The organism is Corallococcus exercitus (assembly GCF_042231735.1).
Taxonomy (GTDB): Bacteria; Myxococcota; Myxococcia; order Myxococcales; family Myxococcaceae; genus Corallococcus; species Corallococcus exercitus_B.
This window is the reverse complement of record NZ_CP102577.1, coordinates 3697448-3722331: the sequence shown is the minus strand read 5'-3', so window position 1 is coordinate 3722331 and position 24884 is coordinate 3697448. Positions and strand designations below refer to the sequence as shown.

General features: G+C 70.4%; 23 protein-coding genes and 1 pseudogene. 16 read left to right on the top strand and 8 right to left on the bottom strand.

All coding sequences use genetic code 11. From position 1 onward, the window contains the following. Positions 1-16 precede the first annotated feature (16 nt). Entirely contained in the window at positions 17-988 is a 972-nt protein-coding gene (locus tag NR792_RS14345) for a squalene/phytoene synthase family protein (protein WP_375760602.1), read from the top strand. Between the two features lie 84 nt (positions 989-1072). Then, positions 1073-1606: a hypothetical protein gene (locus NR792_RS14340; RefSeq protein ID WP_375760601.1), complete on the top strand. Its 534-nt coding sequence runs from the start codon at positions 1073-1075 to the stop codon at positions 1604-1606. Here the strand turns inward: NR792_RS14340 and NR792_RS14335 are convergent. Further along, complete coding sequence (locus NR792_RS14335; protein WP_375760600.1) at positions 1590-2324, bottom strand: hypothetical protein; 735 nt, start codon at positions 2322-2324, stop codon at positions 1590-1592. The two genes, NR792_RS14340 and NR792_RS14335, sit on opposite strands and share 17 nt — an antisense overlap. 104 nt (positions 2325-2428) lie before the next feature. Between NR792_RS14335 and dusA the strand changes: the two genes are divergently transcribed. Continuing rightward, entirely contained in the window at positions 2429-3430 is a 1002-nt protein-coding gene (gene dusA / locus NR792_RS14330) for a tRNA dihydrouridine(20/20a) synthase DusA (RefSeq protein WP_375760599.1), read from the top strand. A gap of 10 nt (positions 3431-3440) precedes the next feature. On the opposite strand, the gene NR792_RS14325 is transcribed toward dusA, so the two are convergent. Next, positions 3441-4499 (bottom strand): hypothetical protein, encoded by a 1059-nt coding sequence (locus tag NR792_RS14325; protein WP_375760598.1) that lies wholly within the window; start codon positions 4497-4499, stop codon positions 3441-3443. 175 nt (positions 4500-4674) lie between these two features. Here NR792_RS14325 and NR792_RS14320 point away from each other — a divergent pair, with 175 nt between their 5' ends. Then, positions 4675-5076 carry a cupin domain-containing protein gene (locus NR792_RS14320; protein ID WP_375760597.1) on the top strand — a complete coding sequence of 134 codons (402 nt, stop codon included), beginning with the start codon at positions 4675-4677 and terminating at the stop codon, positions 5074-5076. 32 nt (positions 5077-5108) lie between these two features. Here NR792_RS14320 and NR792_RS14315 read toward each other — a convergent pair whose 3' ends face one another. After that, positions 5109-6896, bottom strand: a complete 1788-nt coding sequence (locus NR792_RS14315; RefSeq protein WP_375760596.1) for an FAD-dependent oxidoreductase — start codon at positions 6894-6896, stop codon at positions 5109-5111. Between the two features lie 443 nt (positions 6897-7339). Here NR792_RS14315 and NR792_RS14310 point away from each other — a divergent pair, with 443 nt between their 5' ends. From NR792_RS14310 to NR792_RS14295, 4 genes are read left to right on the top strand one after another with little or no spacing between them, the layout of a single operon-like run. After that, complete coding sequence (locus NR792_RS14310) at positions 7340-9064, top strand: chemotaxis protein CheA (RefSeq protein ID WP_375760595.1); 1725 nt, start codon at positions 7340-7342, stop codon at positions 9062-9064. Positions 9065-9090: 26 nt separating this feature from the next. Then, positions 9091-10779, top strand: a complete 1689-nt coding sequence (locus NR792_RS14305; RefSeq protein WP_375760594.1) for a methyl-accepting chemotaxis protein — start codon at positions 9091-9093, stop codon at positions 10777-10779. A 15-nt stretch (positions 10780-10794) separates the two neighbouring features. Next, entirely contained in the window at positions 10795-11355 is a 561-nt protein-coding gene (locus tag NR792_RS14300) for a chemotaxis protein CheW (protein WP_375760593.1), read from the top strand. A 4-nt stretch (positions 11356-11359) separates the two neighbouring features. After that, positions 11360-12253 carry a CheR family methyltransferase gene (locus NR792_RS14295; RefSeq protein WP_375760592.1) on the top strand — a complete coding sequence of 298 codons (894 nt, stop codon included), beginning with the start codon at positions 11360-11362 and terminating at the stop codon, positions 12251-12253. Positions 12254-12279: 26 nt separating this feature from the next. Here NR792_RS14295 and NR792_RS14290 read toward each other — a convergent pair whose 3' ends face one another. Beyond that, entirely contained in the window at positions 12280-13167 is an 888-nt protein-coding gene (locus NR792_RS14290; protein ID WP_375760591.1) for a lysostaphin resistance A-like protein, read from the bottom strand. A 101-nt stretch (positions 13168-13268) separates the two neighbouring features. Here NR792_RS14290 and NR792_RS14285 point away from each other — a divergent pair, with 101 nt between their 5' ends. Then, complete coding sequence (locus tag NR792_RS14285; protein WP_375760590.1) at positions 13269-13640, top strand: type II toxin-antitoxin system PemK/MazF family toxin; 372 nt, start codon at positions 13269-13271, stop codon at positions 13638-13640. Positions 13641-14528: 888 nt separating this feature from the next. Here the strand turns inward: NR792_RS14285 and NR792_RS14280 are convergent. After that, a pseudogene (locus tag NR792_RS14280) lies at positions 14529-14669 on the bottom strand (GntR family transcriptional regulator); the annotation flags it as partial. 404 nt (positions 14670-15073) lie between these two features. Here NR792_RS14280 and NR792_RS14275 point away from each other — a divergent pair. Continuing rightward, on the top strand, positions 15074-15886 hold the full coding sequence (locus NR792_RS14275; RefSeq protein WP_375760589.1) for a HEAT repeat domain-containing protein: 813 nt from the start codon (positions 15074-15076) through the stop codon (positions 15884-15886). A gap of 6 nt (positions 15887-15892) precedes the next feature. Here the strand turns inward: NR792_RS14275 and NR792_RS14270 are convergent, their stop codons facing one another. Next, the gene (locus tag NR792_RS14270) at positions 15893-16738 is read right to left on the bottom strand and encodes a nuclear transport factor 2 family protein (RefSeq protein ID WP_375760588.1); all 846 of its coding nucleotides are present in this window, start codon (positions 16736-16738) and stop codon (positions 15893-15895) included. A 71-nt stretch (positions 16739-16809) separates the two neighbouring features. On the opposite strand from NR792_RS14270, the gene NR792_RS14265 reads away from it, so the two are divergent. Next, positions 16810-17676, top strand: a complete 867-nt coding sequence (locus tag NR792_RS14265) for a LysR family transcriptional regulator (RefSeq protein WP_375760587.1) — start codon at positions 16810-16812, stop codon at positions 17674-17676. 31 nt (positions 17677-17707) lie between these two features. On the opposite strand, the gene NR792_RS14260 is transcribed toward NR792_RS14265, so the two are convergent. Beyond that, positions 17708-17902, bottom strand: a complete 195-nt coding sequence (locus tag NR792_RS14260) for a hypothetical protein (protein WP_375760586.1) — start codon at positions 17900-17902, stop codon at positions 17708-17710. Positions 17903-18277: 375 nt separating this feature from the next. On the opposite strand from NR792_RS14260, the gene NR792_RS14255 reads away from it, so the two are divergent. From NR792_RS14255 to NR792_RS14245, 3 genes are all read left to right on the top strand, one after another. Then, complete coding sequence (locus NR792_RS14255; protein WP_375760585.1) at positions 18278-19348, top strand: hypothetical protein; 1071 nt, start codon at positions 18278-18280, stop codon at positions 19346-19348. A 113-nt stretch (positions 19349-19461) separates the two neighbouring features. After that, the gene (locus NR792_RS14250; protein ID WP_375760584.1) at positions 19462-20685 is read left to right on the top strand and encodes an FAD-dependent monooxygenase; all 1224 of its coding nucleotides are present in this window, start codon (positions 19462-19464) and stop codon (positions 20683-20685) included. 121 nt (positions 20686-20806) lie between these two features. Next, on the top strand, positions 20807-21115 hold the full coding sequence (locus NR792_RS14245) for an FHA domain-containing protein (RefSeq protein WP_375760583.1): 309 nt from the start codon (positions 20807-20809) through the stop codon (positions 21113-21115). Here the strand turns inward: NR792_RS14245 and NR792_RS14240 are convergent. Next, on the bottom strand, positions 21112-22026 hold the full coding sequence (locus NR792_RS14240; protein WP_375760582.1) for an aldo/keto reductase family oxidoreductase: 915 nt from the start codon (positions 22024-22026) through the stop codon (positions 21112-21114). The genes NR792_RS14245 and NR792_RS14240 overlap by 4 nt on opposite strands. Positions 22027-22120: 94 nt before the next feature. Here NR792_RS14240 and NR792_RS14235 point away from each other — a divergent pair, with 94 nt between their 5' ends. Both NR792_RS14235 and NR792_RS14230 read left to right on the top strand, forming a co-directional pair. Next, a complete protein-coding gene (locus NR792_RS14235) occupies positions 22121-23059 on the top strand; it encodes a LysR family transcriptional regulator (protein WP_375760581.1) in 939 nt (312 codons plus the stop codon). Beyond that, a complete protein-coding gene (locus tag NR792_RS14230) occupies positions 23056-24852 on the top strand; it encodes a DUF885 domain-containing protein (protein WP_375760580.1) in 1797 nt (598 codons plus the stop codon). The genes NR792_RS14235 and NR792_RS14230 overlap by 4 nt, the downstream gene beginning before the upstream one ends. Positions 24853-24884: the final 32 nt, after the last annotated feature.

Below are 24884 nucleotides of genomic sequence, written 5' to 3'. Positions count from 1 at the left end.
CCCGGAGGACGGTTCCTTGAGTGACGCTCCCACCGCGACGGCCCTGCCGTTCCGGGATGACGAGCTGGCGGACTTCCTGGAGCGGACCAGCCGCACGTTCGCGCTCGCCATCCCGCTGCTCGACGAGCCGCTGCGCCGCGAGGTGGGCCTGGGCTACCTGCTCCTGCGCGTCGCCGACACGCTGGAGGACGCCGCGCCCTGGACGCGCGACGAGCGGCGGCAGGCCCTGGCCGCCTTCGCGTCGCTGCTCCAGGAGACCCCGGGCGTGGACGCCGAGGCGCTGTCGCGCGAGTGGCTGTCGCGCCGTCCCACCGAGAACGCGGGCTACCTGGACCTGCTCGCGAGCACCCCCACGCTGCTGGCCAGCCTGGACGCGCTGCGCCCGGAGGCCGGCGCCATCCTGCGCCACTTCGTGCTGAAGACGGTGCAGGGCATGGGGCAGGTGCTGGCCGGCGCCTCCGAGGGCGGGCTGCTGCAACTGGAGTCGCTCCAGTCCCTGCGTGACTATTGCTACATCGTGGCGGGACTGGTGGGCGAGCTGCTCACGGACCTGTTCGTCCTGGACCCGCGCCTCGCGCCGTACGCGCCGAACCTGCGCTCGCTGGCCCCGCTGTTCGGCGAAGGGCTCCAGCTGGTCAACATCCTCAAGGACGCGCGGCAGGACCGGAAGGAGGGCCGCGTGTGGCTGCCGGCGGGCGTCCAGCTCCAGGACGTGGAGCGGCTCGCGGGCGAGGACCTGGTCGCGGCCGCGCGCTACGTGCGGGCCCTGCACCTGGCCGGGGCGCCCCGGGACGTGCTCGCCTTCACCACGCTGCCGCTCCTGCTGGCGCAGGCCACCCTGGAGCTGCTGGTGCGCGACGGCGCGGGCGCGAAGGTGTCACGCGCGGTGGTGGCCGCCCAGCTGGCCACCCTCCAGGCCGCGCTCGAGCGGGGCACGCTCCCCGAGGCCGTGGAGGCGCTCGCCGGGCCCTCGCCCGGCGGTCCCTGAAAAGCGTTGGCCGGGAAGCAACTCCTGGGCGCTGACGCCGGATAATTCCGGTGCAGGTGTCCCCCTCCTGGAGTCATGTCCCCCATGAACTGCGCCCGCTCGGCCCCGGCGGTCATCGTCTACTTTCCCGCGCGTTCTGAGGCGACACCTTCACGGGTGCACCGCCGCGTGGCCCGGCTTGAGCGGCAGGGAGGTGGGGGCCTGCCGTTCGCCGCCACGCGTCAACGGGGGCTGTGGACCTTCCAGACGTCGGCGGGGCCGGAGCGGTGGCTGCCCGGCCGGGTGCGGGGGCAGGCGCGGATGCACGCGTTCCTGGTGGAGGTGCTGGGCTTCGGCGCGTTCATCCAGGCGTATGACGTGGCGGCGGACACGCGCAGCGACTCGCTGCCCGGGCACCCGGACTTCGCGAAGAACTTCGACCTGTTCCTCCACCACTACGCGGGCGCGCTGCTCAAGCACGCCGCGCCGGAGGTGGCCTTCGCCCGCGCGCTGGGGCAGGTGGTGATGCTCAACGGCCAGCAGTGGGCCGGGCTGGGCTTCACGCTGACGGACGCCGGCCAGCGGCTGGTGGACGGGTGGCTCGCGGAGCAGGGCGTGGTGCTCAGCCCTCCCGCTTGAGCCACACCCGCAGCGGCCCGCCGGGCTCGAAGCCCAGGGCGCACCAGGTGTCGAGCGCCTCGCCGTGCTCGTAGCCCACGAGGGTCTGCCCCGGGAAGCGGGCGCGGATCCGCGCGAGCAGCTCCGCGTCCAGCGCGGAGGGCGCGCCTTCGGCCCGGAACGTGTTCGACAGTCCGACGACCCCCGAGGCGAGGGACGCGATGCCTCCGGCCACCGGGCGGGCTCCGGCTCCCGCCGCGAGGAAGACGACGCCCTCCTCCTGGAGCAGCGCGGGAGGGAACACGCGCGCACCGGGGGCGGGCCGCGCTCCCTCGGGCAGCCCGCTCCATGACGCCTCCCAGGCCTCCAGCTCGTCCGGTGTCCGCACCGTGCGCCACGCCAGGCCCGAGGCCGGTTCCGGCACGGGCGCGGTGGCGTCCAGGTGGATCCACCGGGCCTCGAACAGCGGGTCGAAGCCGTGCGCGGCCAGGTCCAGCGTCGCGAAGCTGTCCTTCACGCCCCAGCGGCCCGGCAGCTCCAGGCGGGCCAGGAGCGCGAGGGTGCGCTCCTGGCCGTCCGCCGTGAGCGTGACGGCGTTGGGATAGAAGGCCGGCACCGGCGCGGGGTTGAGCCACAGGCCGTGCTCGAAGCAGCCCGGGCGGCCATGGGCGCGGCAGACCGCATCACACCAGTCCGCGTTGTTCCGGACGGCGGGAAGCCAGGGCGGGGCAGGGGACATGGCCCGCGAGCATAGAGCCCGCCAGGCCCGGTCGCCCGCCTGCCTTCGGAGGGGGCCTCGGGAGACCCTGGGCGGACGGCGGGAGTCCGGATATGGGTAGGGCGATGACTGCCCTGGCCTACCCCATGCCGCTGTGTGTCGCGCCGATGATGGACTGGACGGACCGGCACTGCCGGTACTTCTTCCGGCTCATCTCCCGGCACACGCTGCTCTACACGGAGATGGTGACCACGGGCGCGGTGCTCCACGGCAAGCGCGACCGCCTGCTGGGCTTCACGCCCGCCGAGCACCCGGTGGCCCTCCAGCTGGGCGGCTCGGAGCCCGCGGACCTGGCCGCCTCCGCGCGCATCGGCGAGGAGTGGGGCTACGACGAGATCAACCTCAACGTCGGCTGCCCCAGCGACCGCGTGCAGTCCGGCCGCTTTGGCGCGTGCCTGATGGCGGAGCCGGACCTGGTGGCACGCGGGGTCGCCGCCATGCGCGAAGCGGTGCGCATCCCGGTGACGGTGAAGTCGCGCATCGCCATCGACGACATGGAGGAGTGGCCCACGCTGGAGGACTTCGTGCGGCGCGTCTCCGCGGCGGGCTGCACGCGCTTCATCGTGCACGCGCGCAAGGCGTGGCTGCAGGGCCTGTCCCCCAAGGAGAACCGGGACGTGCCGCCCCTGCGCTACGAGCTGGTGCACCGGCTCAAGGCCGAGTACCCGCACCTGGACATCACCCTGAACGGCGGCATCAAGACGCTGGACGCGGCGGCGGAGCACCTGGGCCGCGTGGACGGCGTGATGATGGGCCGCGCGCCCTATGAATCCCCGTACCTCCTGGCGGACGCGGACCGGCGCTTCTTCGGAAGCACGCAGGCGCCCCTCACGCGGCACGAGGTAGTGGACGCGATGCTGCCGTACATCGAGACGCAGCTGAGCCAGGGGGCGCCGCTGGGCGCCATCACCCGGCACATGCTGGGCCTCTTCCAGGGCCTGCCCGGCGCGCGCGCCTGGCGCCGGCACCTGAGCGAGAACGCCCACAAGGAAGGCGCGGATCCGGAGGTCGTGCGCGTGGCCGCCGCGAAGGTGCCGCGCGACGCCGACCTCCAGGCCGTGGCCTGACGCCGGGCCCTCAGCGCTTGGGCACGGTGGTGCAGCACCCGGAGCGCGCGCAGCGGACCCAGCCCTGGTTCTGGCAGAGCTGATCATTCGTGCACGCGGGGCCCTGGCCCGGCTGCCCGCAGGTGGTGGACGGTCCGCCGCCGGGGTCGAAGGGCTTCGCGGCCTGAATCTTCACGGTGGGGCAGCGGGGCTGTGAGCCATTGCCCACGCAGCTGTTGGTGGCGCCGCTGGTCACGTTCTTCGGACACGTCATGCGCGCCGCGGGCCGCCGCTGATCATCCACCGAGAAGCAGACGCCCACTTCGGTCAGGTTGCAGCCTGGATCGCACGCGAAGGCGACGCTGTCCGCCTGGCCGAACGACGCGCGCAGCTCCTCCAGCGCCACGCCGCGACCGACGTTGTCCGTGAGCGCGGCCGGCGTCCCCTGGTCGCCCGGCAATGACAGCAGCGCGTCGATGTTGCTCTGGAAGTAGGTCCGGGCATCCATCCCCGTGCAGCTGCCGTGCTTGGGCCACTCGTGGTTCGCGAGGAAGAAGTTGTCCGTGACGAAGCCCGGGCCGTAGGTGCCCATGGCGGGTGGAATCGTGGCGGGGTCGGGGAAGCACCGTGAAGGCGCGTTGCCGCCCCGGCATTCGCAGAGCCCGCCGCAGTACGCCGGATAGGTGCAGTTCAGCTCCCGCGCCTCCTCGTCGGTGAACTGTGGCCACAGCCCGTGGATGGTGAGGTGCGTCGCGCCGAAGGTGCCCTCCAGGTGCTCGCACTCCTCCTTGTCCGGGTGGGTCCGGCAGAAGGTGGGCGCCCACGTCAGCGCGAGCAGGTACGCGCCAAAGCGGGGCGTGGCGCACGCGCCCCCCTCCTTCGCGGTGGCATCCGCCTTGAAGCAATTGCAGGCGGTGGCCTGGGCCCGTCCGAACTCGAACTCGATGGCTTCCGGCTTCGCCAGGTGGAGCGGCCGGGCGGTGGCGGTGGGCGGCGTGGGCGGCGGCGCGGGAGGCGGCTCGGGGTGCGTGCGGCATCCCTGCGCGATGACCAGACATGCCCACAGGGCAAGGCGCGACGGAAGGCGCATGGCTCTACTCCCTTGTGACGCGGATTGGCTGCCGCGGCACGAAGGTACGGAGGTGGGGACGGGCGCTACACCCCGTGCCCGGGTCCACCACCGTGTCCGCGCTCAAACCCTTTCCTCCGGCGCGCGCGGCCCCCAGCTTTTCCCCTGGGACCCATTCACCTGGAGGGATTGCACCATGGCACGCGCCATCATCAAGAAGGCCAACGAGGCGGACGAGCGCCGGCCCTTCGTCGCACACGGAGAGGCCGCCATCCTGAACCTGGGAGCGCTCACCATCGGCCGGGGCTACTTCGAACCCGGCTGGCAATGGTCGAAGGACGTGAAGCCCATCGCGGGCACGGAGAGCTGCGAGGTGGTCCACACGCTCAGCGTCCTGTCCGGCCGGATGCACATTCAAATGCGCGACGGCCAGGAGCTGGACCTGGAGCCGGGCGACGTCGCCTTCGTCCCGGCAGGCCATGACGCCTGGGTCGTGGGCGATGAGCCCTGCCGCGTCGTCGACTTCACCGGCGCGGAGGAGTACGCCCAGGCCCGGACCGGCAAGCAGGAGGAACCCGCGCAGCCGACCCTTCAGTAGCCCGGGCAGTAGCCCGCGCGCCGGCACGGCGCTCAGCGGATGCCCAGCCGCGCCAGCAGCGTGTCCACCATGCCGCTGACGCGGAACTGGTCCATCCAGTCGTCGATGTCGGTGAGGCCCGTGACGGCCGCGAACCGGCGCAGCACGTCCGCGGCCTGGTGGGCGGTGCGCAGGCCGAGCAGCTCGAACAGGTGCGGCCGTCCGCGCTGGCACAGCACCGCGTCCAGGCGCTTCCACGGCTCCAGCCACGCCGGCTCCTCCAGGGGCCAGATGTCCGCGCGGCGGGCCTGGGAGTGCGTCCGGTCGAGGATGGCGTTGACGGCGCGGCGGCCCGCCTCGCACGCCGCCTCCATGGAGGCCAGGTCCGTGTGCGTGCGGACGTAGTCCCCCGCGAGGCAGAGGTTGGGAATGGCGCTGGCGGCCTCCGGACGCAGCTCCCAGGAGCGCGGCGGATGGACCAGCAGGCCGGACGTGTTGCGCGGCGGCAGCCCGCTGGCGTAGTCCAGGTCCGCGTCCAGGTGGAAGGAGTGCAGCAGCTCGTCGGTCAGCACCTGCTCCTCCGCGCCCCGGCCGTTGAGCGCCGCCTTGAGCTGTCCCCAGACCTCCGTCTTGATCTCCTCCGGCGTGCAGTCCTTCGCGCGCTTCGGCACGAACGTGCCGGGCGTGTTCCAATCCGAGATGTCAATGGACAGCAGGCCGCCCACCTGCCCATCCCCGAACTGGCGCCGGAACAGCCCCAGCTCGCGCCAGAACTGCGGCTGCGAGATGGACGTCAGCGCCCACGGCGAGTCCGGATAGAAGGTGTGGCCCCGGACCAGCGGCACGTCCTCGTAGAGGAAGAACTGGATCCCCACCATCCACGACACCAGTTGCTCCACGTCCGCCGCGCGCAGCCGCGCCAGGGCCGGATCCAACGCGGCCAGCTCCGGGGTGATGAGCGCATGCGCCGCCTCCAGGGGCACCGCGAGCACGTAGTGGTCCGCGGCGCGGAACTCGCCGTTGGCGAAGCAGGCGCGGCGGATGCGCCCCTCCGCGAGGTCGAACCCGGTGCAGGGCACGCCCGCGTGGAACTGCACGCCCAGTGAGCGCAGGTGGGCGACCCAGGGGTCGAGCCACATCTGGCTGGTGGGGCCGCCCATCGTCCGGTCGTTGTTCACCCCGCTCTGCGCGAAGTCGAGGATGAGCTGCATGGCGATGGTGCCAATCGTCCGCGCGGAGCCCCGCTTCGGATCCATGGCGACCATCGTGCGGGGGACGGCCCGCAGCAGCCGCTGGAGCTTCGGCGAGTACAAATCCCCCTGGCAGTAGTCCCACCAGGAAAGCTGCTCATACTGGCCAAACCGGCGAGCGTCACTGGATGAAAGGAATTGCAGGATCTTGAGGATGTGCAGGCTGCTGTCAGCCGTGTCGATGTCCAGTTTCTGGAAGAACAGCTCCAGCGCCTCCAGGACGTCGTAAGGCTTGTCGAGCTTGCGGCGCGAAAGGCGGTACCACGTGTCCTCGTCGACCATCGCGATGGCGCTCTCCGTCGTGGCCCGGAGGTGCTGGTCGACGGTGGGGGTGGCCGCGCCGGGCACCGCGGGCGTGCGCTGCATCTGGTCGATGACGTGGCGGTAGAAGCGCGGGTAGAAGCGGAAGCCGTGCTCGCCAGGCAGGTCTCGCCGCCCCTCCGTCCCGGTGCCGGGCACCGGCTGCGAGCGGGCCTTGCCACCCCAGGTCGTCCGCGTCTCGTGGACGTGGACCTCGAAGCCTCGCTCCACCAGCTCGTGCGCCGCCGTCAGGCCGGCGACGCCCCCTCCCACCACGATGACGCTGGGCATGCAGCACCTCCGGTTGTTCGACGTGCGCGGGGGAAGCGTCGCGCACGGACCCGAGGGTCCACATCACCCCGGAGCCCGAGTGCGATGTCTTGGACGAACGGATGAGACGCACTGTGTTGGGTATGGATGGGATTGAAACATGTAACTCACGACAGGCGAGACATACTCTCGTCGGGCGTATCTCCCGTCCGACCTGAGAGGTCCTGCTTGTCGGCAGCCCTCGCTTTCCTGCTGATTCCAACGGTGCGTGAAATCACCGGTCAGGTTGTGTCTTTTTGTTTATTTCGATATTGTTGACTTCTCGATTGATTTCTCGCCTGGGGGTCGGCCCACCTTCATGGCAATGCCTTGCAGCTTGAGGAAGGGGGGCGCGTGTCGCTGTTGCTGAAGGCCCCTCCCGCTGTCTGCATGCGTGTGCTTGCTCCCTTGGGCTCGTGGGGCGGATGGTGACGACAGGTCCGGGGGACATCTCTTCGGAGACCGCCGCGGAATGGCAGAAGGTGCTGGCCGTCTTCGCGGATGAAGCGGAGGGCCTGGTCGCCTCCATGGAAGAGAACCTCATCGCGCTCGAGGTCTCTCCGGCGGACGGGCTGCTCCAGGACATCCTGCGCGGGGCCCACACGCTGAAGGGCGCGGCGGCGTCGCTCGGCTTCCAGGCCGTGACGGACTACACGCACGGCGTCGAGGATCTCCTCCAGGCCCTGATTGACGGGCGTCTCGAGCCGGACGAGACGCGGGTGTCGCTGCTGCTGGGCGCGGTGGACCACCTGCGCGACCTGTCCCGGGCCTCGCTCGCGGGTGTGGACTCGCTGGGGGCGGTGCACCAGACCCACCTCGTCCGGCTGCGCGAGGGCATCGTCGCGGGCGCTCCTTCCATGGAGGCGCCGCCCATCCCCACCGGCCTGCCGCGCCTGCCGGAGGGCCGGACCACGGCGCGAAGCCGCGCGCGCATGGACCTGGAGCGCCTGGACCGCATCGTCACGCTCACCGCGGAGCTGTCCGTGGCGCGCGGGCGGATGGCGCAGTTCCTGTCGCGCGCGGAGGAGTCCGGCGCCAGCTGGGAGGACGCCCTCACGCAGCAGCGGGAGATGGATCCGCTCTTCGAGGCGCTCCAGGAAGAGGTGATGAAGGTGCGGATGGTCCCGGTGGGACCGCTGTTCCGTCAGCACCTGCGCACCGTGCGCGACCTGGCCCGCTCCCAGCAGAAGCTGGCCCAGCTGGAGCTGGAGGGCGAGGACGCCACGCTGGACACCGCGGTGCTGGACGCGCTGCGCGACCCGCTGCTCCACCTCTTGCGCAACGCGCTGGACCACGGCATCGAGACGCCGGACGAGCGGCGCGCGGCGGGCAAGGACCCCCGGGGCCACCTGCGGCTCAAGGCCTACCATGACGCCGGCAGCGTCGTGGTGGAGCTGTCCGACGACGGCCGGGGCATCCAGCGCGAACGGGTGCGCGAGCGCGCGCGGCAGAAGGGGCTGGTGGCGGCGCCCGAGCGGCTGCGCGACGACGAGCTGCTGCGCCTCATCTTCGAGCCCGGCTTCTCCACCGCCACCGAGGTGACGGAGCTGTCCGGCCGCGGCGTGGGCATGGACGTGGTGCGCCGGGACATCGAGGCCCTGCGCGGGTCCGTCGCCATCCAGAGCCAGGAGGGGCAGGGCACCACGCTGACGCTGCGGCTGCCGCTCACGCTCGCCGTCATCCAGGGCTTCGCCATGGGCGTGGGGGACCAGGTGTACGTCGTCCCCATCGAGGGCGTGCAGGAGTGCATGGAGGTCCCCGCCGACGAGCGCACGTCGGAGGCCTCCGGCGTGCTGTCCCTGCGCGGCCAGCCGCTGCCGTACCTGCGGCTGCGTCAGGTCTTCTCCCTGGGAGGCGGCACGCCGGCCCGGGAGAACGTGGTCGTCCTCAAGCACCCGGACGGCGTCATCGGGCTGGCGGTGGATGAGCTCCAGGGAGAAGGCCAGCGCGTCATCCGGCCCCTGGGGCGCCTCTTCCAGGGCATCCCCGGCATCTCCGGCTCCACCATCCTGGGGGATGGCCGGGTGGGGCTCCTGCTGGACACGCCCGCGCTGGTGCGCAGGGCCATCCTCCACGCCTCCGAAGCCGCGCTCAGTCCTCCCGCCCCCCTGGAACCCCTTTCCCCCGCGAACGCCCCCCGGGCGTCGTAGCAGTCAGTCGCCGTACCGGAGTCATCATGTTCAACAACCTGAGCATCACGGCGAAGCTGACGCTCGCCTTCAGCGCGATGGTCGCCATCATCATCGCGCTGGTCGTGGTGGTGTACACGACCATCATCAAGGTCTCCGTCACCGCCCTGGGCGACACCGAAAGCCAGAAGGTGCTCATCGCCGTGCGCACCCTGGAGGGGGACATGGCCGACCTGGAGACGGGGCAGCGCGGCTTCCTCATCACCGGCGACGACAAGTTCCTGGAGCCCTACAGCATGGCCCGGTTGAGCGTGACGCAGAGCCTGGACAACATCCGCCAGCTCACCCAGAGCGACCACCGCCAGCAGGAGCGCCAGCAGGAGATCCGCGACCTGTTGCAGCAGTGGATCACCCAGCACCTGGAGCCGCTCATCGCCCAGCGCCGCGAGGTCACCGCGGGTCGCGGGGAGCTGGCGCAGCTCATCGCGGTGGAGCAGTCCGCGCGCGGCAAGCAGACCGCGGACCGCATCCGGATGCAGCTCACCAAGCTGGCGGACGACGAGACGGCCCTGCTGGGCGAGCGCTCCGCCCGCACCGCGGGCATGGTGGAGGACCTGTACAACACCATCATCACCGGCGGCGTCCTGGGCGTGGTGCTCGCGGCCCTGCTGTCCTACTTCCTCACCCGCAGCATCGTGCAGCCGCTGGCGGAGGCCGTGCAGGTGACGGCGCAGGTGACGGCGGGCGACCTCACCGCGAACATCACCGCCCGGGGCACCGACGAGACGGGCCGGATGATGGGCAGCATGCGGGACATGATCCAGCGGCTGTCGGGCGTCATCAGCGAGGTGCGCGGTGCCGCGGGCTCGCTGTCCTCCGCGTCCCTCCAGGTGGCGTCCGCCGCCCAGGGCCTGTCGCAGGGCACCAGCTCCCAGGCGGCCTCCGTGGAGGAGACCACCGCCAGCCTGGAGCAGCTCAACGTGAGCATCCGCCAGAACTCGGAGAACAGCCGGGAGATGGAGCAGACGGCCCTCAAGGGCGCCCGCGACGCGGAGGAGAGCGGCCGCGCGGTGAAGGAGACCGTGGAGGCGATGAACGCCATCGCGGAGCGCATCTCCATCGTGGAGGAGATCGCCTACCAGACGAACCTGCTCGCGCTGAACGCCGCCGTGGAGGCCGCGCGCGCCGGTGAGCACGGCCGGGGCTTCTCCGTCGTCGCCACGGAGGTGCGCAAGCTGGCGGAGCGCAGCCAGAAGGCCGCGAAGGAGATTGGCGGCCTGGCCACCTCCAGCGTGAAGGTCGCCGAGAGAAGCGGCCAGCTCCTGTCGGAGCTGGTGCCCGCCATCCGCCGCACGTCGGAGCTGGTGCAGCAGGTGACCAACGCCTCGCGCGAGCAGTCCGTCGGCGTGTCGCAGATGAACCGCGCCATGACGCAGGTGGATCAGGTGACCCAGCGCAACGCGTCCGCCGCGGAGGAGCTGTCCTCCACCGCGGAGGAGATGGCCACCCAGGCGGAGTCCCTCCTGCAGATGATGACCTTCTTCCGGCTCACGGAGGGCCTGAGCTTCAACCACCACGCCGCGCCGCGCGCTCCGGCGCCCCGGCTGCCGGCCTCGCCCGCGCGGGGACTCCAGGCGGCGGCGCAGGGGGCGCTCGGCGCGTCCACGCCCACGGCGCTGTCCCGGCTCCAGAACGGCGCGGAAGCGCCGGCCCCCCATGACTTCCAGCGGTTCTAGGGAGGCGCGCGCACCATGAACCCATCCAGCGAACCGGGCGGCGGCAGGTCCAGCTACCTGAGCTTCATGCTCGCGGGCGAGGAGTACGCCGTGGGCCTCCTGCGGGTGCGGGAGATCATCGAATACCGCCCCGTCACGCGCGTGCCGGGCATGCCCGCGGCCGTGCAGGGCGTCATCAACCTGCGCGGCAGCGTGGTGCCCGTCGTGGACCTGGCGGTGAAGTTCGGGCTGCCGCCCCGGCCCATCACCCGCTGGTCCTGCTTCGTCATCGTGGAGGTGGCGCTCGACGGCCAGCAGACGGTGCTGGGGCTGCTCACGGACACCGTGCGCGAGGTGCTGGAGCTGGGCCCCGCGGACATCGAGCCGCCCCCCGCCTTCGGCACGCGCGTGCGGCTGGAGTTCCTCCGGGGCATGGGCCGCCACAACGACGCGTTCATCCTGCTGTTGGACCTGGACCGGCTCCTGTCGCTGGAGGAGCTGCTCAAGCTGACGGCCGCCTCCGAAGAGGCCCCGCCCCCCGCGCCGTCCCAGGCTCCGGCGGCGCCGCCGGCTCCGGAAGCGCCGGGCAACGGGTGAGGAGATGAGCGGGCAGGACCCCTGGCCCTCCGCGCTGCCTCCGGCGCTGTCGCGCTCGGAGCTGGCGCTGTTCCAGCATCTGGTGGAGGCGGAGGCCGGCATCCACCTGTCGTCGGCCAAGAGCGCGCTGGTGGCGAACCGGCTGTCGCGGCGGATGCGGGAGCTGGGGCTGACGTCCTTCGCCGCGTACCACGCGTACGTCACCACGCGGGGGAACGAGGCGGAGAAGGTGCGGATGCTCGACAGCCTCTGCACGCACGAGACGTCCTTCTTCCGCGAGCCCCGGCACTTCGACCTGCTGCGCGACCACGTCTTCCCGGAGTGGGGCGCCCAGGCGGCGCAGGGCCGGCGGCCCCGGAGCATCCGCGTCTGGAGCGCCGGGTGCTCCACGGGGGAGGAGCCCTACTCGCTGGCGATGGAGCTCTTGGAGGCGTTCCCCAAGGGCTCCGGATGGAGCCTGGAGGTCGTCGCCACGGACCTGTCCACCTGGGCGGTGAAGCGCGCGGAGGAGGGCCTCTGGAGCCTGGAGCGGGCCCGGACCATTCCTCCGGTGTTGCTGCGCAAGTACATGCTGAAGGGCGTGCGCACCCAGGAGGGGCTGATGACGGCGGGCCCGGAGCTGCGCCAGTTCATGCGCTTTGCCCGCGCGAACCTGCACGCGCCGGCCACCTGGCCCATGGGGCCGTTCGACATCATCTTCTGCCGCAACGTGCTCATCTACTTCGGCGCGGAGGCCCGGACGCGCGTCATCCAGGGGCTGCTGTCACGGCTGCCGGAGACGGGCTACTTCTTCCTGGGGCACGCGGAGAGCCTGATTGGCATCACCGCGGCGGCGCGCTCCGTGAGCGCCAACGTGTACACCCCGCGCCCGGGACCGCCGCTGCCGTCGCGCGAGTAGCGGTGCGCCTGGGGCGACGTGTTCCACTACGCATTGCTCGCCAGGGAGGGGTCCTCCCGCTGAAGGTGGCCGTCCCGCGCGGCCGAACCCTTCCAGCGCGTCAGGCCGACGACGGCCAGCGCGAGGACCCCGACGCTGAAGACAGACGCCTCCAGACCATAGGCGCCGCCCGAGAGCCATTCCGGGCGGCCGTGGAAGACGGGCGTCCACCAGCCGTGGGACTCATTGCCGCTCACGCCGAAGCCCATCACGCTCAGGAACCAGTTCCAGCCCATGTGCACGCCGACCGGCAACGCGAGGTGCCGCGTGCGCAGGTAGCACAGGCCCAGCATCCAGCCCGCGAGGAAGGTGGTGAGCATCGCGACGATGCGCGTGGGGACTTCCATCTGGGTGTTGAAGGGGTGAGCGAGGCAGAAGACGAGGGACACGATGACCTGCGCCCAGAAGGTGCCCAGGCCCCGGATGATGCGCTGGAAGAAGTAGCCGTGGAACAGTGCCTCCTCGAAGAGGCCTACGCCCAGCATCAGCCAGGCCGCCTTCACGACCGCGGTCACCTGGGGACTCCCGGCGCGCTCCAGGTGGTAGCCACCGGCCGCCCAGCCGCAGACCGCCACGAGCCCCACCAGCACCATGCCGCCCAGGACCCCCGCGCCCAGGTGGCGGGCCGGGCCCCGGCCCACGGAGATGCCGAGCGACGCCAGCGGCTGGCGCTCGAGCCGCAGGGCTCCCAGGGTCCCGATCATCACCCCCAGGAACGCGAGGAAGGGGTGGGGCACGAACGGCTTCACGGCCGCGGGCAGCAGCGTCCAGCCCCAGAGCAGCAGGCCCACCAGGAAGAACGTCGGCACGAGGAAGCCCAGGGCCTTCCATCCGTTGCGCAAGTGCCCTTCGCCATCCCGGAACACGGACCGCATGGTGATTCTCCTCGGAGCCTGACTGCGCGCCCTGCCTACAATCAACGCGCGGGCCGGGGAAGGATTGCCGCCATTCGACACCGTGTGGGACAACCCGGCGCATGAGCACGGTCCCCAAGACCATCCGCCGAGGCGACCTGTTCTGGTGCGAGCCGGACGAGGCGCGCGGCTCCGTCCCGGCCATCGCCCACCCCCACGTCGTCATCCAGGACGACGTCTTCAACCGCTCCCGCATCCACACCGTCATCGTGTGCGCGCTGACCTCCAATCTGAAGAAGGCGGGCGAGCCCGGCAACGTGCTGCTCGAAGAGGGCGAGGGCCACCTGGCGAAGCGGAGCGTCGTGGTCGTGTCCCAGGTGTCCTCGGTCGAGAAGGCCCGGCTCGGTGAGCGCATCGGGGCGCTCTCCGACGCGCGGGTCGAGCAGATCCTCGCGGGCCTGCGCTTCCAGCAGGCGTCCTTCTTCCGCGACTAGGGAAGCTGCCAGGAACTCACGGATCGAGTGGATACGTCCGAGGCAATCCGCACAGGGAAGGACGTCCTGATCTTCAGGGACGATGGAAGAAGCGAAGGGCCGTGGCGGCACCCGAAGCAGGGTGTCCTGGTGATTGAGCAACGGAGATTCCGGGGGAGCGCAGCCCGCCTGGCCCGGGGGACTCGGCGGCTGGCACGATGCGTCCGAGGCCGTGCTCCTCCTCGGAGGGGGTACCTCCAACGCATCGTCCTGCCCGGTGACTGACGCAGGGGCTTCGAGGAGGTTCTTCGGGGCGCACTGGGCCTCGGGGGACGCAGACTCCTGGGGGACGGGGGCGAAGGCGTCCAGCACGCGCTCATCGCACGCCTTCAACAACGCAGGCAGCTGGTGCTGGAGTGCCTGCGCGTCGCGGTCGCTCAGGGCGTGCATCGCGCACAGGGCCCACTGGCGCAGGGATTCGCCGCCCATGAAGGACAGCAGCCGGGCCGCGTTGCCTCTCAGGGCCCGTTGCAGTGACTGAATGAGGAGCACGTGCCCGGGACGGGCCGCCGCCTGGGCCGCCAGCCGCAGCAACTCGAATTCCAGCTGCGCGCAGCGCTCCCCAGGATGCCAGTGCGCCGCGTCCCCGAGGGCGTAGCAGAGGTTCTCCAGTTGGCGAACATCCCTCTCGGAGGCACTCGTGCAGCAGTCGGCCAGCAGCTCCACCAGCACCTGCCGCTTGAGGCTGAAGAAGCCCTCCAGGAGCCGCCGGCATTCCTCGGAGCGCGCGTCATGCAGCGCCAGGCCCAGGTTCTCCAGCGTCAGCGACTCATCCAGCGCCACCGCACGCGTCACCCGGCCGGGACGCTGCACCACCAGGCCTCGCGCCGCCAGCCGCCGCAGCGCTTCGCGCACGGTGCCCCGGCTCACCCCGTAGCGACGCGCCAGCACCTGCTCCGAGCCAATCTGGCCATTCCTCGGCAGCCTCCCGAGCGAAATCTCGCGCTCGAGTTGCTCCTCCACGTACGCCACGAGCCCTACCCGCACCATCACCGTCCGCCTCCTCGTCCCACCTTCGCCCATCCAACCAGAGGGGTCTGACATGGACGCGGGGGCACATCGTTCTCGGCGGCTGCCGGGCCAGGCCGGCCTGGGCCCCAGGCAGTGCGAACCTGTCCGACTGTCGGACAGGTTTGGGGAAAGCACTCCCGGCGGGCGCCCCTGTCCGTGGACACTCACCTTGGCGTCCGGCTCAGGCGCACCGTCGCGGTGCTCCGCGAGGCACGTGTCCTCCTGGAGGCCCTTCGGGCCGCGGAACTCGTTCCTCGACTTCCGGGGCCCGCCTGGCGAGCCTCCATCGCAGCCGCGCTCCTGCATTGGACTTGAAGGGACACGCATCCTTGAATGGCGATCCAGGCGTGACACGCCGGGGCCCGCTGGCGGAGGCTCGTCGCGTGGCTCACGACCCAGGCGACGATGACCGGACGGTGGAGGCGCTGGTGGCCACGGCGCTCCGGGGCGTGCCGGAAAGCTCCGAGGCTTGGGAGGCCATCTACGCCCTGCGCCGCAGGGATGGGGAGGAAGTCCTCACCGCCGGCAGCGTGCTGCTGCGCTCAGCCCATCCCAGGGAGCGGGCACGGGGCGCCGACATCCTGGCGCAGCTCGAACAGCCCTCCGGCGTGCGTTCACGCGCCGCGGACCGGATGCTGCCGCTGCTCCTCGAAGAACAGGACGCGCAGGTCCTGCATGCACTCATCCTGGGGTTGGGGCACCTGGGGGACTCGCGCGTGCCGCGAGCGATTGAACCCCTGCGGGACCATTCCTCCGCCCGGGTCCGGGGCGCGGTGCTGCTGAGCCTCCTGAAGTCGCCCGGTGAGGAGCCGCTGCCCGCGCTGCTCGGATTCTTGGACGACCCGGATGAAGGCGTCCGAGGCCTGGCGCTGGCCCACCTGCGGACGCTGCCTCCGGAGGTCGATACGCCCGGGCTCCGGGACCTGCTCGTGCGCCGCATGGACGACGTGAGTCCGGCGCTCCGGGCCGAAGCCGTTCTCCTGCTCGCGCTGCGCAGGGACTCGCGAACCCTGGAGCCGCTGCGCAAGGTCCTCCGCCGTTCGCGCGTCCGCCTGGAGTTCGTGGAGGCCGCCGGAGCGTTGGGAGAGCCGTCACTGCTCCCGGCGCTGCGTGCGTTGGAGGGACAGCGTCAGGACGACCTCCCGTTCACGCGCCTGCTGGCCCAGGCCATCACCGCGCTGGAGGCATTGGCCTGACGCGCCTCACGTGGGGGGAATGGGATTGCCCCAGGCCGCGACGGAGATTCGCCACTGCCCGCCGGTGCGCACCAGCAGCAGGTGGTCGATGAAGCGCACGCCTCCGACGCGGACCTCCAGCTTCGCGGCGGCCACGTTGCCCCGGATCTCCACCTTCAGGACGTTCCAGGGGCTCTCATGGTCCTGGAGGCCCGCCTCCGCGTTCGCCGCGTAGCGGGCCGCGGCCTCGGACAGCGTTCCCCACGCGAAGGGCACACCGTCCACGTGCACGCGGTAGTAGAGGCAGTCCGGTGTATGTGATTGGTGCAGCAGCGCGTGGCTGTAGAGCGCGTGCGCTTCGATCTTCGCGTCGAGCACCGCGCGAACCTCCTGCCGCGCGGAAGGCGATGCGGTCGCGGTTTCTCCTGGCGCGAGCCGCTGGAACACCTTGCCCACGATGCGCCAGCCCACCGGTGTCTCCACGACGAGCAGCAGGTCGTCGAACGTGTGGTCCGGCCAGTGGGAGACCGCCTCCATCAAGGCGAATGGGCCCTCGCGGTCGAGTACCGTCTGACTGCGCCCGGTCGCGGGCCTGGGCGCCTTCGCGTCCGCATCCAATGACTGCCACCACTCCAGCTGCGTCCGCGTCCGCGGCGTGCCGTCAGCCCCCTCGACCCAGTGCATGAGCACGTCCGGATGGAACGTGGACCGCAGCAGCCGGCTGGAGCCCGTGTCGGAGGCCTGGAAGTACGCCTGCACGGCCTCTTCGGGGCTGGAGTGCAAACGCGAGAAGGGACCGGGAGAGGGAAGGGGACCGGTCCGTGCACAGGCCGTGAGGAGCGCGAGCGTCAGCAGTGGGAGCGTTTTCGACATGCCGGCAAGGTGCGCGTTCAGGCGCGCGGACGCCAATTGATAGTGGCGGCCTGAATCCATAGAAAGCTTCGATGGACTTCCCGGACCTCCCCTTCCTGCGCACGTTCGTGACCGTCTACGAGTCTCGCGGCGTGACGGAAGCCGCGGCGCGCCTGCATCGCACCCAACCCACGGTGAGCTATCAATTGCGACGGCTGGAGGAGACGCTCGGCGCGCCGCTGTTCGAACGCCGGTCGGCGCGGCTCGTGCCCACGCCCCTGGCGGACCGGCTCTTCCGGTTCCTCGGCGGCTTCGCCCGGGACGTGCAGGCGGTGATGCAGGGGGACGCGGAGGACCGTCCGCTGGAGATCGCCGCGGTGTCTGGCTTTGGCCGCTACGTGCTCTTTCCGTTGCTGCGGGAGTCGGGGTCGCTGCACCGGGCGCTGACGCTGCGCTACCCGTCCGCGGAGGAGGTCTTCCGTCAGGTATTGGAGGGCCAGGTGGACGTGGGCTTCTCCTTCCGGTCCACGGTGCACCCCCGGCTCACGCTGACGCCTGTTCATGAAGAGCAGCTCGTGCTCGTCGCGGGACGGACCTGGGCCCGGCGCCTGCGGGTGCAGGAGCACTTCCAGGACGTGCCGCTGGTCACGTACGACGAGGGGGACTACGTGGTGGGCCGGTGGCTGGGCCACCACTTCGGCCGGCGCCATCCGCACTGGTACAGCACCGCGCACTTCGAGGAGCTGGAGGAGGTGCTGGAATGGGTGGCGCAAGGGCGCGGCGTCGCGGTCGTCCCCGGCTTCTGCATCCCGAAGGGGCGGGGCCTGGGCGTGGTGAGCTGGGGCAAGCCCGCGCTGACGAACACGGTGCATGCCGTGCAGCGCACCCAGGCCCCGGTGCGGCCGGTCGTCGCGGAGCTGCTGGCGCGGCTGCGCGACGGCCGTGGAGCCCCCACCTGAGCCCGGCCTTCCGCGCTCCGGACCGCGGGCCTCACGACGCTCTCCGTAGAGCTGGGAGCGCAGGGGGGGCATGGACGGGGAGGCCACTGCCGAGCTGGCCTTCCGTGTTGAAGCCGAAGCCCCACAGCGTGCCGTCCGAACGCAGCGCCAGCGCATGGGAGATACCCGCCGCGCGGACGACTGCCGCCCCGGTGCCGCTTCCGGCGCGTCCACCTCCATGCCGCATGCGGCGAGGCCCAGCAGCAAGAGTCCGAAACACAGACACCCCAGCCTGCTCACGAACCCTGTCGAATGACTGCGCATCCCTTGGACTCCTTCGCGGGTGGACGCATGCCCGGGGCCGTCCGGCCCGGCGTGAGCTGTCTCACGTTATCGGCCATGTCTCCCCTGAACGAAGGCGCTGCCCGCTTCGTGGCGACAATCCACGCGGATGAATCAAACCGTGTGTTGATGGACCGGGCCTCCTCCCCCCGTGGCCCGGTCCTACCGGCGGGGCCCCGGGCGCATCGCCAACCCCCAGGGGAATTGACGCACGTCAACACCCGTGGGTTCATGACCCGCTGGGCAGAGGGTCTTCCAGCAAGCAAGGCGGCGCGCACGCGTGTTCAAGTTCTTCCTCCTGATCGTCATGGCCTGGCTCTCAGGCATTCCCGGCGCTGGCGGCCTCCTGCTCCTGGGGCTCTTCTTTCTCTACAATTACTACTCAATCCGATACAGGGGCTTTTACGGAAGGCTGTCGGAGTCGGAGGCGGGCGCGCTCAGTCTCAAGTCGGATGTCGACAAATACGACATGCGCAACCAGTGGGACGTGATTCCGTGGCCCGGTACCGCGAAGCACGTCATCCGCAAGTGGACCTGGGACAAGATCGCGCTGGACGCCACGCTCAAGAAGTCGGTTGAAAAGACAAACCAGGCGCTCACGAAGGCCTACACGGCGCTTGAGAAAGAGCTCAAGGACAATCCGAAGTCCGGCTTCCATCCCTACAGCGGCACGCTGGCGGTGTTCGACCCCACCCAGCTGCGCCACACGCCCAAACAGGCCTTCACGCTGTTGCAGAAGAGCCTGGGACAGGAGATGGCCTGGTCCAACCAGGCCATCTGCCTGCTCGGCGGCACCTTCGTCATCTGCGCCGAGTCGTACAAGGGCGACATCAAGTCCTTCTTCAAGCACGAGGGCAGGGAAGAGCCCCGCATGCTGGCCAAGACGGATGCGGAGCTGTCTCGCTTCACGTGGAAGCTTGGCCAGTTCGCCACGACCCTGAAGTTCCCGACGGGGTTCGCCGACTTCATCCACAGCGTCCTTCGGCGGGTCTCCCCGTGGGATCGGCACGCGGTCGTCAGGTATCAAGACCAGGACTACTACGCGCCGACGACGATGTTCGGGGCCTCCGCGACCATCATGAAGGTGCTCAAGTTCTGTGAGTACCTCAAGCTGGACGAAGACGAGAAGATGTTCGTCGGCTACAGCGTGGCCCTGCACTGGCTCGACAAGTACCTGAACGATGACTCGTGGATCCGGGGCGGCGTCTTCACGCCGGATCGCCACTCCCTGCTGGAGGCGCTGCAAGGCATGTATGCCTATCTCGGGACCGATCCGTCCGGGGCCGCCAAGGCGCTGATCACCATGTACGAAGAGGCGGACGCCGAGCGTCTCAAGAACAAGGACAAGTAGTCCTTCGCCGCGCGTGCGTGGGCGTGGCACGCGCAGGACGTGCTGGCGGCCCGGCTCCGGCGTTTTGAACAAGACCGCAGGCGAAGCGGAGGGAGTCCGGTAGAAGGGCGGCCATGAAGCCTCCTCGCATCGTCATCGTCGGCGGTGGTCCCGCCGGAATGGTCCTCGCGTATCAGCTCGTCACGAACGGCGTTCCGGTCCGCGTCCTGGAGCGCCACCCGGACTTCGAGCGCGAGTTCCGCGGGGAGCTCCTGCAAGCCCCGGTCGTCGAAGCGTTGGAGCGGGCGGGGCTCTTCGCCGCGCTGCGCGCGCGGGGGCAGGCCCTGCCGGACATCGAGCGGGTCATGTACGTGGGCAAGCGCCGCACGGTCCGCGTGCCGGGCCCCCGGGAGCGCGGGGCCGTGGTGTCTCAGCCTGGAATGCTCGCGCTGTTGCATGAGCAGTGCATGCGTCACCCGCACTACCGCCTGGACTTCGGCACCACGGTGTTGGACGCCGTGCAGGAGGACGGACGCGTGGTCGCGCTGAGGACCCGCCGCGACGGCGTGGAGGAGCGCGTCGACGGGGACCTCTTCATCGTGTGCAACGGGCGCAACAGCCACCTGCGCAAGTCCTGCGGCCTGGAGACCGAGCAGTTCGAGACGACGGCCGATGCGCTCTGGCTGCGCTTCGACCTCGCCGACGCACCGGAGACGCTGCCCACGTCGCTCCAGGTCCACATGTTCGGCAGGGGCCTGGTGGTCGTCTTCCAGCCCTCCACGCGTCACCGGCTGCACGTCGCCTACAGCGAGCCGGGTGACCTCAACGGGCTGCGCAAGGACCTCCCGGAGCTGCGCCGCCGGCTGCTGCCCACGGTGCCGGAAGCGCTCCGGCCCCACATCGAGCGCAAGCTCGATGAGCACACCGAGTGGCAGGTGTTGAGGATCCTCGTGGACCGGGTGAAGCGCTGGCACGCACCGGGCGTCCTCTTCCTGGGAGACGCGGCGCACACCATGTCCCCGTCGGGCGGGCAGGGCCTGAACCTGGCCATCAAGGACACGTTCGTCGCGGCCAACCACCTGCTGGATGCCCTCCGGGAGGACCGGCCGCTGGACGCGGCGCTCTTCCAGCGGATCCAGGACGAGCGCCAGCCCGAGGTGGACCGGGTCCAGGCCGGACAGACGCGAGCCGGGCAGATGGTGCTCAAGCCGCTCGGCGTGCTGCACCTGATGTTCACGCTCCTGGGCGCGGTGATGGCCCTCGCGGGCAAGAAGATGCAGGACGTGGCGGGACCCACGGTCGAGCCGCGCTATCTGACTCCGCTTGCGCGCGGCGCTGCGGGAGGTTCTGGCGGTTAGCCCCGTGCTCGGTCCGTCAGGTCCTGGGCCAGACCGCACAGGGTCAGCGTGGGGCTCCACGAGCCGGAGGCCGGGAAGAGCGGTAGGAAGACGTGCTCCCGTGCCGGTAGGCTCAAGCCTCATGAGTGAACCGCAGCCGACCGCGCCGCCGCAGCTGGTGCTCCTCACCGAGAAGGGCGAGGAGGTCCCCGTGACGGGCACCTCCTTCCTCATTGGCCGGAGCCGTGTCTGTGATTTCCAGCCGGACTCCGCCAGCCTCTCTCCCCGGCACGCGCTGCTTCAGCGCGAAGCCGACGGGTGGACCGTCGAGGACCAGGGCTCGGCCCGGGGCTCCTGGCTCAACCAGAAGCCTCTCTCGGGCCGTGTCAGGATTTCGGATGGGGACGAGCTCGTCCTGGGGCTCGCGAAGCTCATCCTCCGCCTTCGCTAGTGCGGGTGGGCTTCGTTCTCTGTGAAACGCAGCTCAGGCGTGACCGGTGACCCGATGGTGTCCAGCTCCCGGAGGGCGTCCTGCGGCAGCTTGAGGTCGGCCGCGGCCAGGTTCTCGCGCAGGTGCGCGACAGAGGACGTGCCGGGAATCAGCAGGATGTTGGGCGAGCGGTTGAGCAGCCACGCGAGCGCGACCTGCATGGGCGTGGCGCCCAGGCGCTCCGCGACGGCGGACAGGGTGGAGGACTGGAGCGGGCTGAAGCCACCCAGCGGGAAGAACGGCACGTAGGGGATGCCGTCGCGCGCCAGCGCGTCGATGAGCGCGTCATCGTCCCGGTGCGCCAGGTTGTAGTGGTTCTGCACGCAGACGACCCGGACCATCCGGCGTCCTTCCTCGAGCTGCGTGGGCGTGACGTTGCTGAGCCCGATGTGCCGCACCAGGCCCTGCCGCTGAAGCTCCGCCAGGACGGTCAGCGGCGCCTCGATGGAGCCTTCCGCGGGGCCTAGCGGGGCGAACATGATCCGCAGGTTGACCACGTCCAGCACGTCGAGCCCCAGGTTGCGCAGGTTGTCGTGCACGGCCTGCTTCAACGCCTCCGGCGAGTAGTCCGGGATCCAGGACGCGTCCTCGCCGCGCCGCGCGCCAATCTTGGTGACGATGAGGAGGTCGCCGGGGTAGGGCGCGAGCGCTTCCCGGATCAGCCGGTTGGTGACGTGCGGGCCGTAGAAGTCGCTGGTGTCGATGTGGTTGACCCCGTGAGCCACGGCCTCGCGCAGCACGGCCAGCGCCGCGGCGGGGTCCCTGGGCGGACCGAAGATGCCGGGCCCCGAGAGCTGCATCGCGCCATAGCCGAGCCGCTTCACGGGACGGTCACCGAGGGGGAAGCTGTTGGACAGGTTGAAACCGGGCATGCTCCATCTCCTTTGATGATGAGGTAGGAATAGCCCCTGTGGGCTCTCCCGATAACAGGGCACGGCCCGTACAGGTCGTGCGGAGCGGCGGACAGTGAAGGTCGACCTGGGTGACTTGAACGCCTTCGTGGTGGTGGCGCGGGCCCGGAGCTTCCGGGATGGCGCGCGGATCAGTGGACGCGGTGCGTCCTCCCTCAGTGATGCGGTCCGCCGGCTGGAGGAGCAACTGGGGGTCAGGCTCCTCAACCGGACGACCCGCAGCGTGGTCCCCACCGAGGCCGGGGAGGGGCTGCTGGCACGGCTGGGGCCGGTGTTGAGCGAAATGGAGGCCGCGCTCGACGTGGTGAACGGCTTTCGAGGCAAGCCCGCGGGGACCCTGCGGCTCAACGTGCCGGTCAGCGTGTCGCGGCTGGTCCTCCCGAGCATCCTCCCGCCGTTCCTCGCGGCCTATCCCGACATCCTCGTGGAGATCATCTCCGAGGAGAGCTTCGTCGACGTGCTCGAGGCAGGATGTGATGCCGGCATCCGCTACGACGAACGGCTGGAGCAGGACATGATCGCGGTGCCCATCGGGCCGCGCACCCAGCGCTTCGCCGCCGCCGCCTCCCCGGCGTACCTGGCGCGGCATGGCCGGCCGGAACATCCCCAGGAGCTGCTCCAGCATGCCTGCGTGCGCGGCCGCTTTTCGAGCGGCGCCATGACGCTCTGGGAGTTCGAGCGCGACGGCGAGGCGGTGCGCGTCGAACCGACGGGGCCGTTGATCGTGGGCGTGGGTGGGGCGACGGACCTCGCGGTCGACGCGGCGATCGCGGGGACCGGCATCGTGTACCTCTTCGAGGACTGGCTGCGGCCGCACCTGGAGCGCGGCGCGCTGGAGCCCGTCCTCGAACCCTGGTGGCAGCGCTTCTCCGGACCGTTCCTCTATTACCCTGGAAGGCGTCTGGTGCCCGCGCCGCTGCGGGCGTTCATCGACTTCATCAAGCAGGCCCCGGCCGGGGCCAACACCGTGTCTCCTTCCCCCAAGGACCCATGACCGCACTGCGAACCCCCAGCGTCCTCGCCGCGTTGCTGCTGCTGTCCCCTGGCTGCACCTCGTCACGTCCACCGGTCCAGGCGGAGTCGCAGGCCGCGCAGGCCGCCGCGCCCGCGGTGTCCCCCGCGCAGGTAGCGCTGCGCGGCTTCGTGGATGCGTACTTCGAGGAGCACTTCCGCCGCTCGCCCATGTCCGCCACGTCCGCCGGTGTCCACACGTACGACGGGGAGCTGCGCGGCTTCCGGCCCGAGGAGCGGGCGTCGCACCTGGCGTTCCTGAAGGACCGGCTCGCGGCGCTGCCCAAGGCGGTGGACCGCTCCGCGCTGCCTCCCGGGGACCGGGCCGACTACGACATGCTGGAGAACCACTTCCGGGCGCGCATCCTGGACCTGGAGACGGTGCGCTCGTGGGAGCGCAACCCGAACGCCTATCTGGGCTTCGCGTCCAATGCCGTCTACCAGCTCATCAACCGCGACTTCGCGCCGCTGGAGGAGCGGATGCGCTCGGCGGTGAAGCGCATGGCGCTGGTGCCGGAGGTCTTCGCGGCAGCGCCGGCGAACCTCCAGAACCCGCCGAAGCTGTGGACGGAGATCGCCCTGGAGCAGGTGAAGGGCACGCGCTCGCTCTACGCGCAGACGCTGCCGCAGGCCTTCGCGCCGGTGCAGGACGCCGCGCTCCAGGAGGCCTTCAAGAAGGAGCAGGCGCGCTGCCTGGAGGCCATTGACGGCTACATCCGCTTCCTGAAGAACGACCTGCTGCCCCGCTCGAACGGGGACTTCGCCATTGGCGAGGAGACGTACCGCCAGAAGCTCCAGTACGAGGAAGGCGTCACGGAGAGCATCGACTCGCTGCTGGCCTGGGGGCGCGCGGAGATGAAGCGCACGCAGGACCAGTTCCGCGAGGTGGCGGGACGGATTGCCCCGGGCAAGCCCGCCATGGACGTGTACCGCGAGCTGGGGAAGGACCACCCGACGGGGGCGGCGCTGGTGTCCACCACGACGGCGACGCTGGAAGACATCCGCCAGTTCCTCATCGACCGCCGCATCATCACCGTGCCCAGCGAGGTGCGCGCGAAGGTGGCGGAGACGCCGGTGTTCAGCCGCGCGCTGTCCTTCGCGAGCATGAGCACGCCCGGCCCGTTCGAGACGAAGGCGACGGAGGCGTACTACTACGTGACGCCGCCGGACCCGGCGTGGAGCGCGGAGCAGACGACGCAGCACATGAGCTTCTACAACCGCTACGCGCTGCCCATCGTCTCCATCCACGAGGCGTACCCGGGACACTACGTGCAGTTCCTGTGGACCAATCGCATCCAGTCCAAGGTGCGCAAGCTGCTGGGTTCAGGCTCCTTCAGTGAAGGCTGGGGCCTGTACACCGAGCAGATGATGCTGGACGAGGGCTACGGCGGCACGGGGCCCCAGGCGGACAAGCTGCGGCTGAACCAGCTGGCGCTCTACCTCCAGCGGCTGGCGCGCTACGTGGCGGGTCTGTCATTGCACACGCGCGGGATGACGTACGACCAGGCCGTGAGCCTCTTCGAGAAAGAGGCCTACATGACGCGCATCAACGCGGAGCGCGAGGCGCGCCGTGGCACGTCGGATCCGACGTACCTGGTGTATGCGCTGGGCAAGAAGATGCTGATGGAGTTGCGCGAGGACGCGAAGGTGAAGTGGGGCAAGGACTTCAGCCTCCAGCGCTTCCACGACGCGGTGGTCTCCCACGGCTACCCGCCCGTGCCCATCGTCCGCCAGTTGCTGCTGGGTGAGGACACGGCGCCTTCCGCGTCACGCTAGTCATTGCCGGCATGGACCCGTACGGCGTGTGT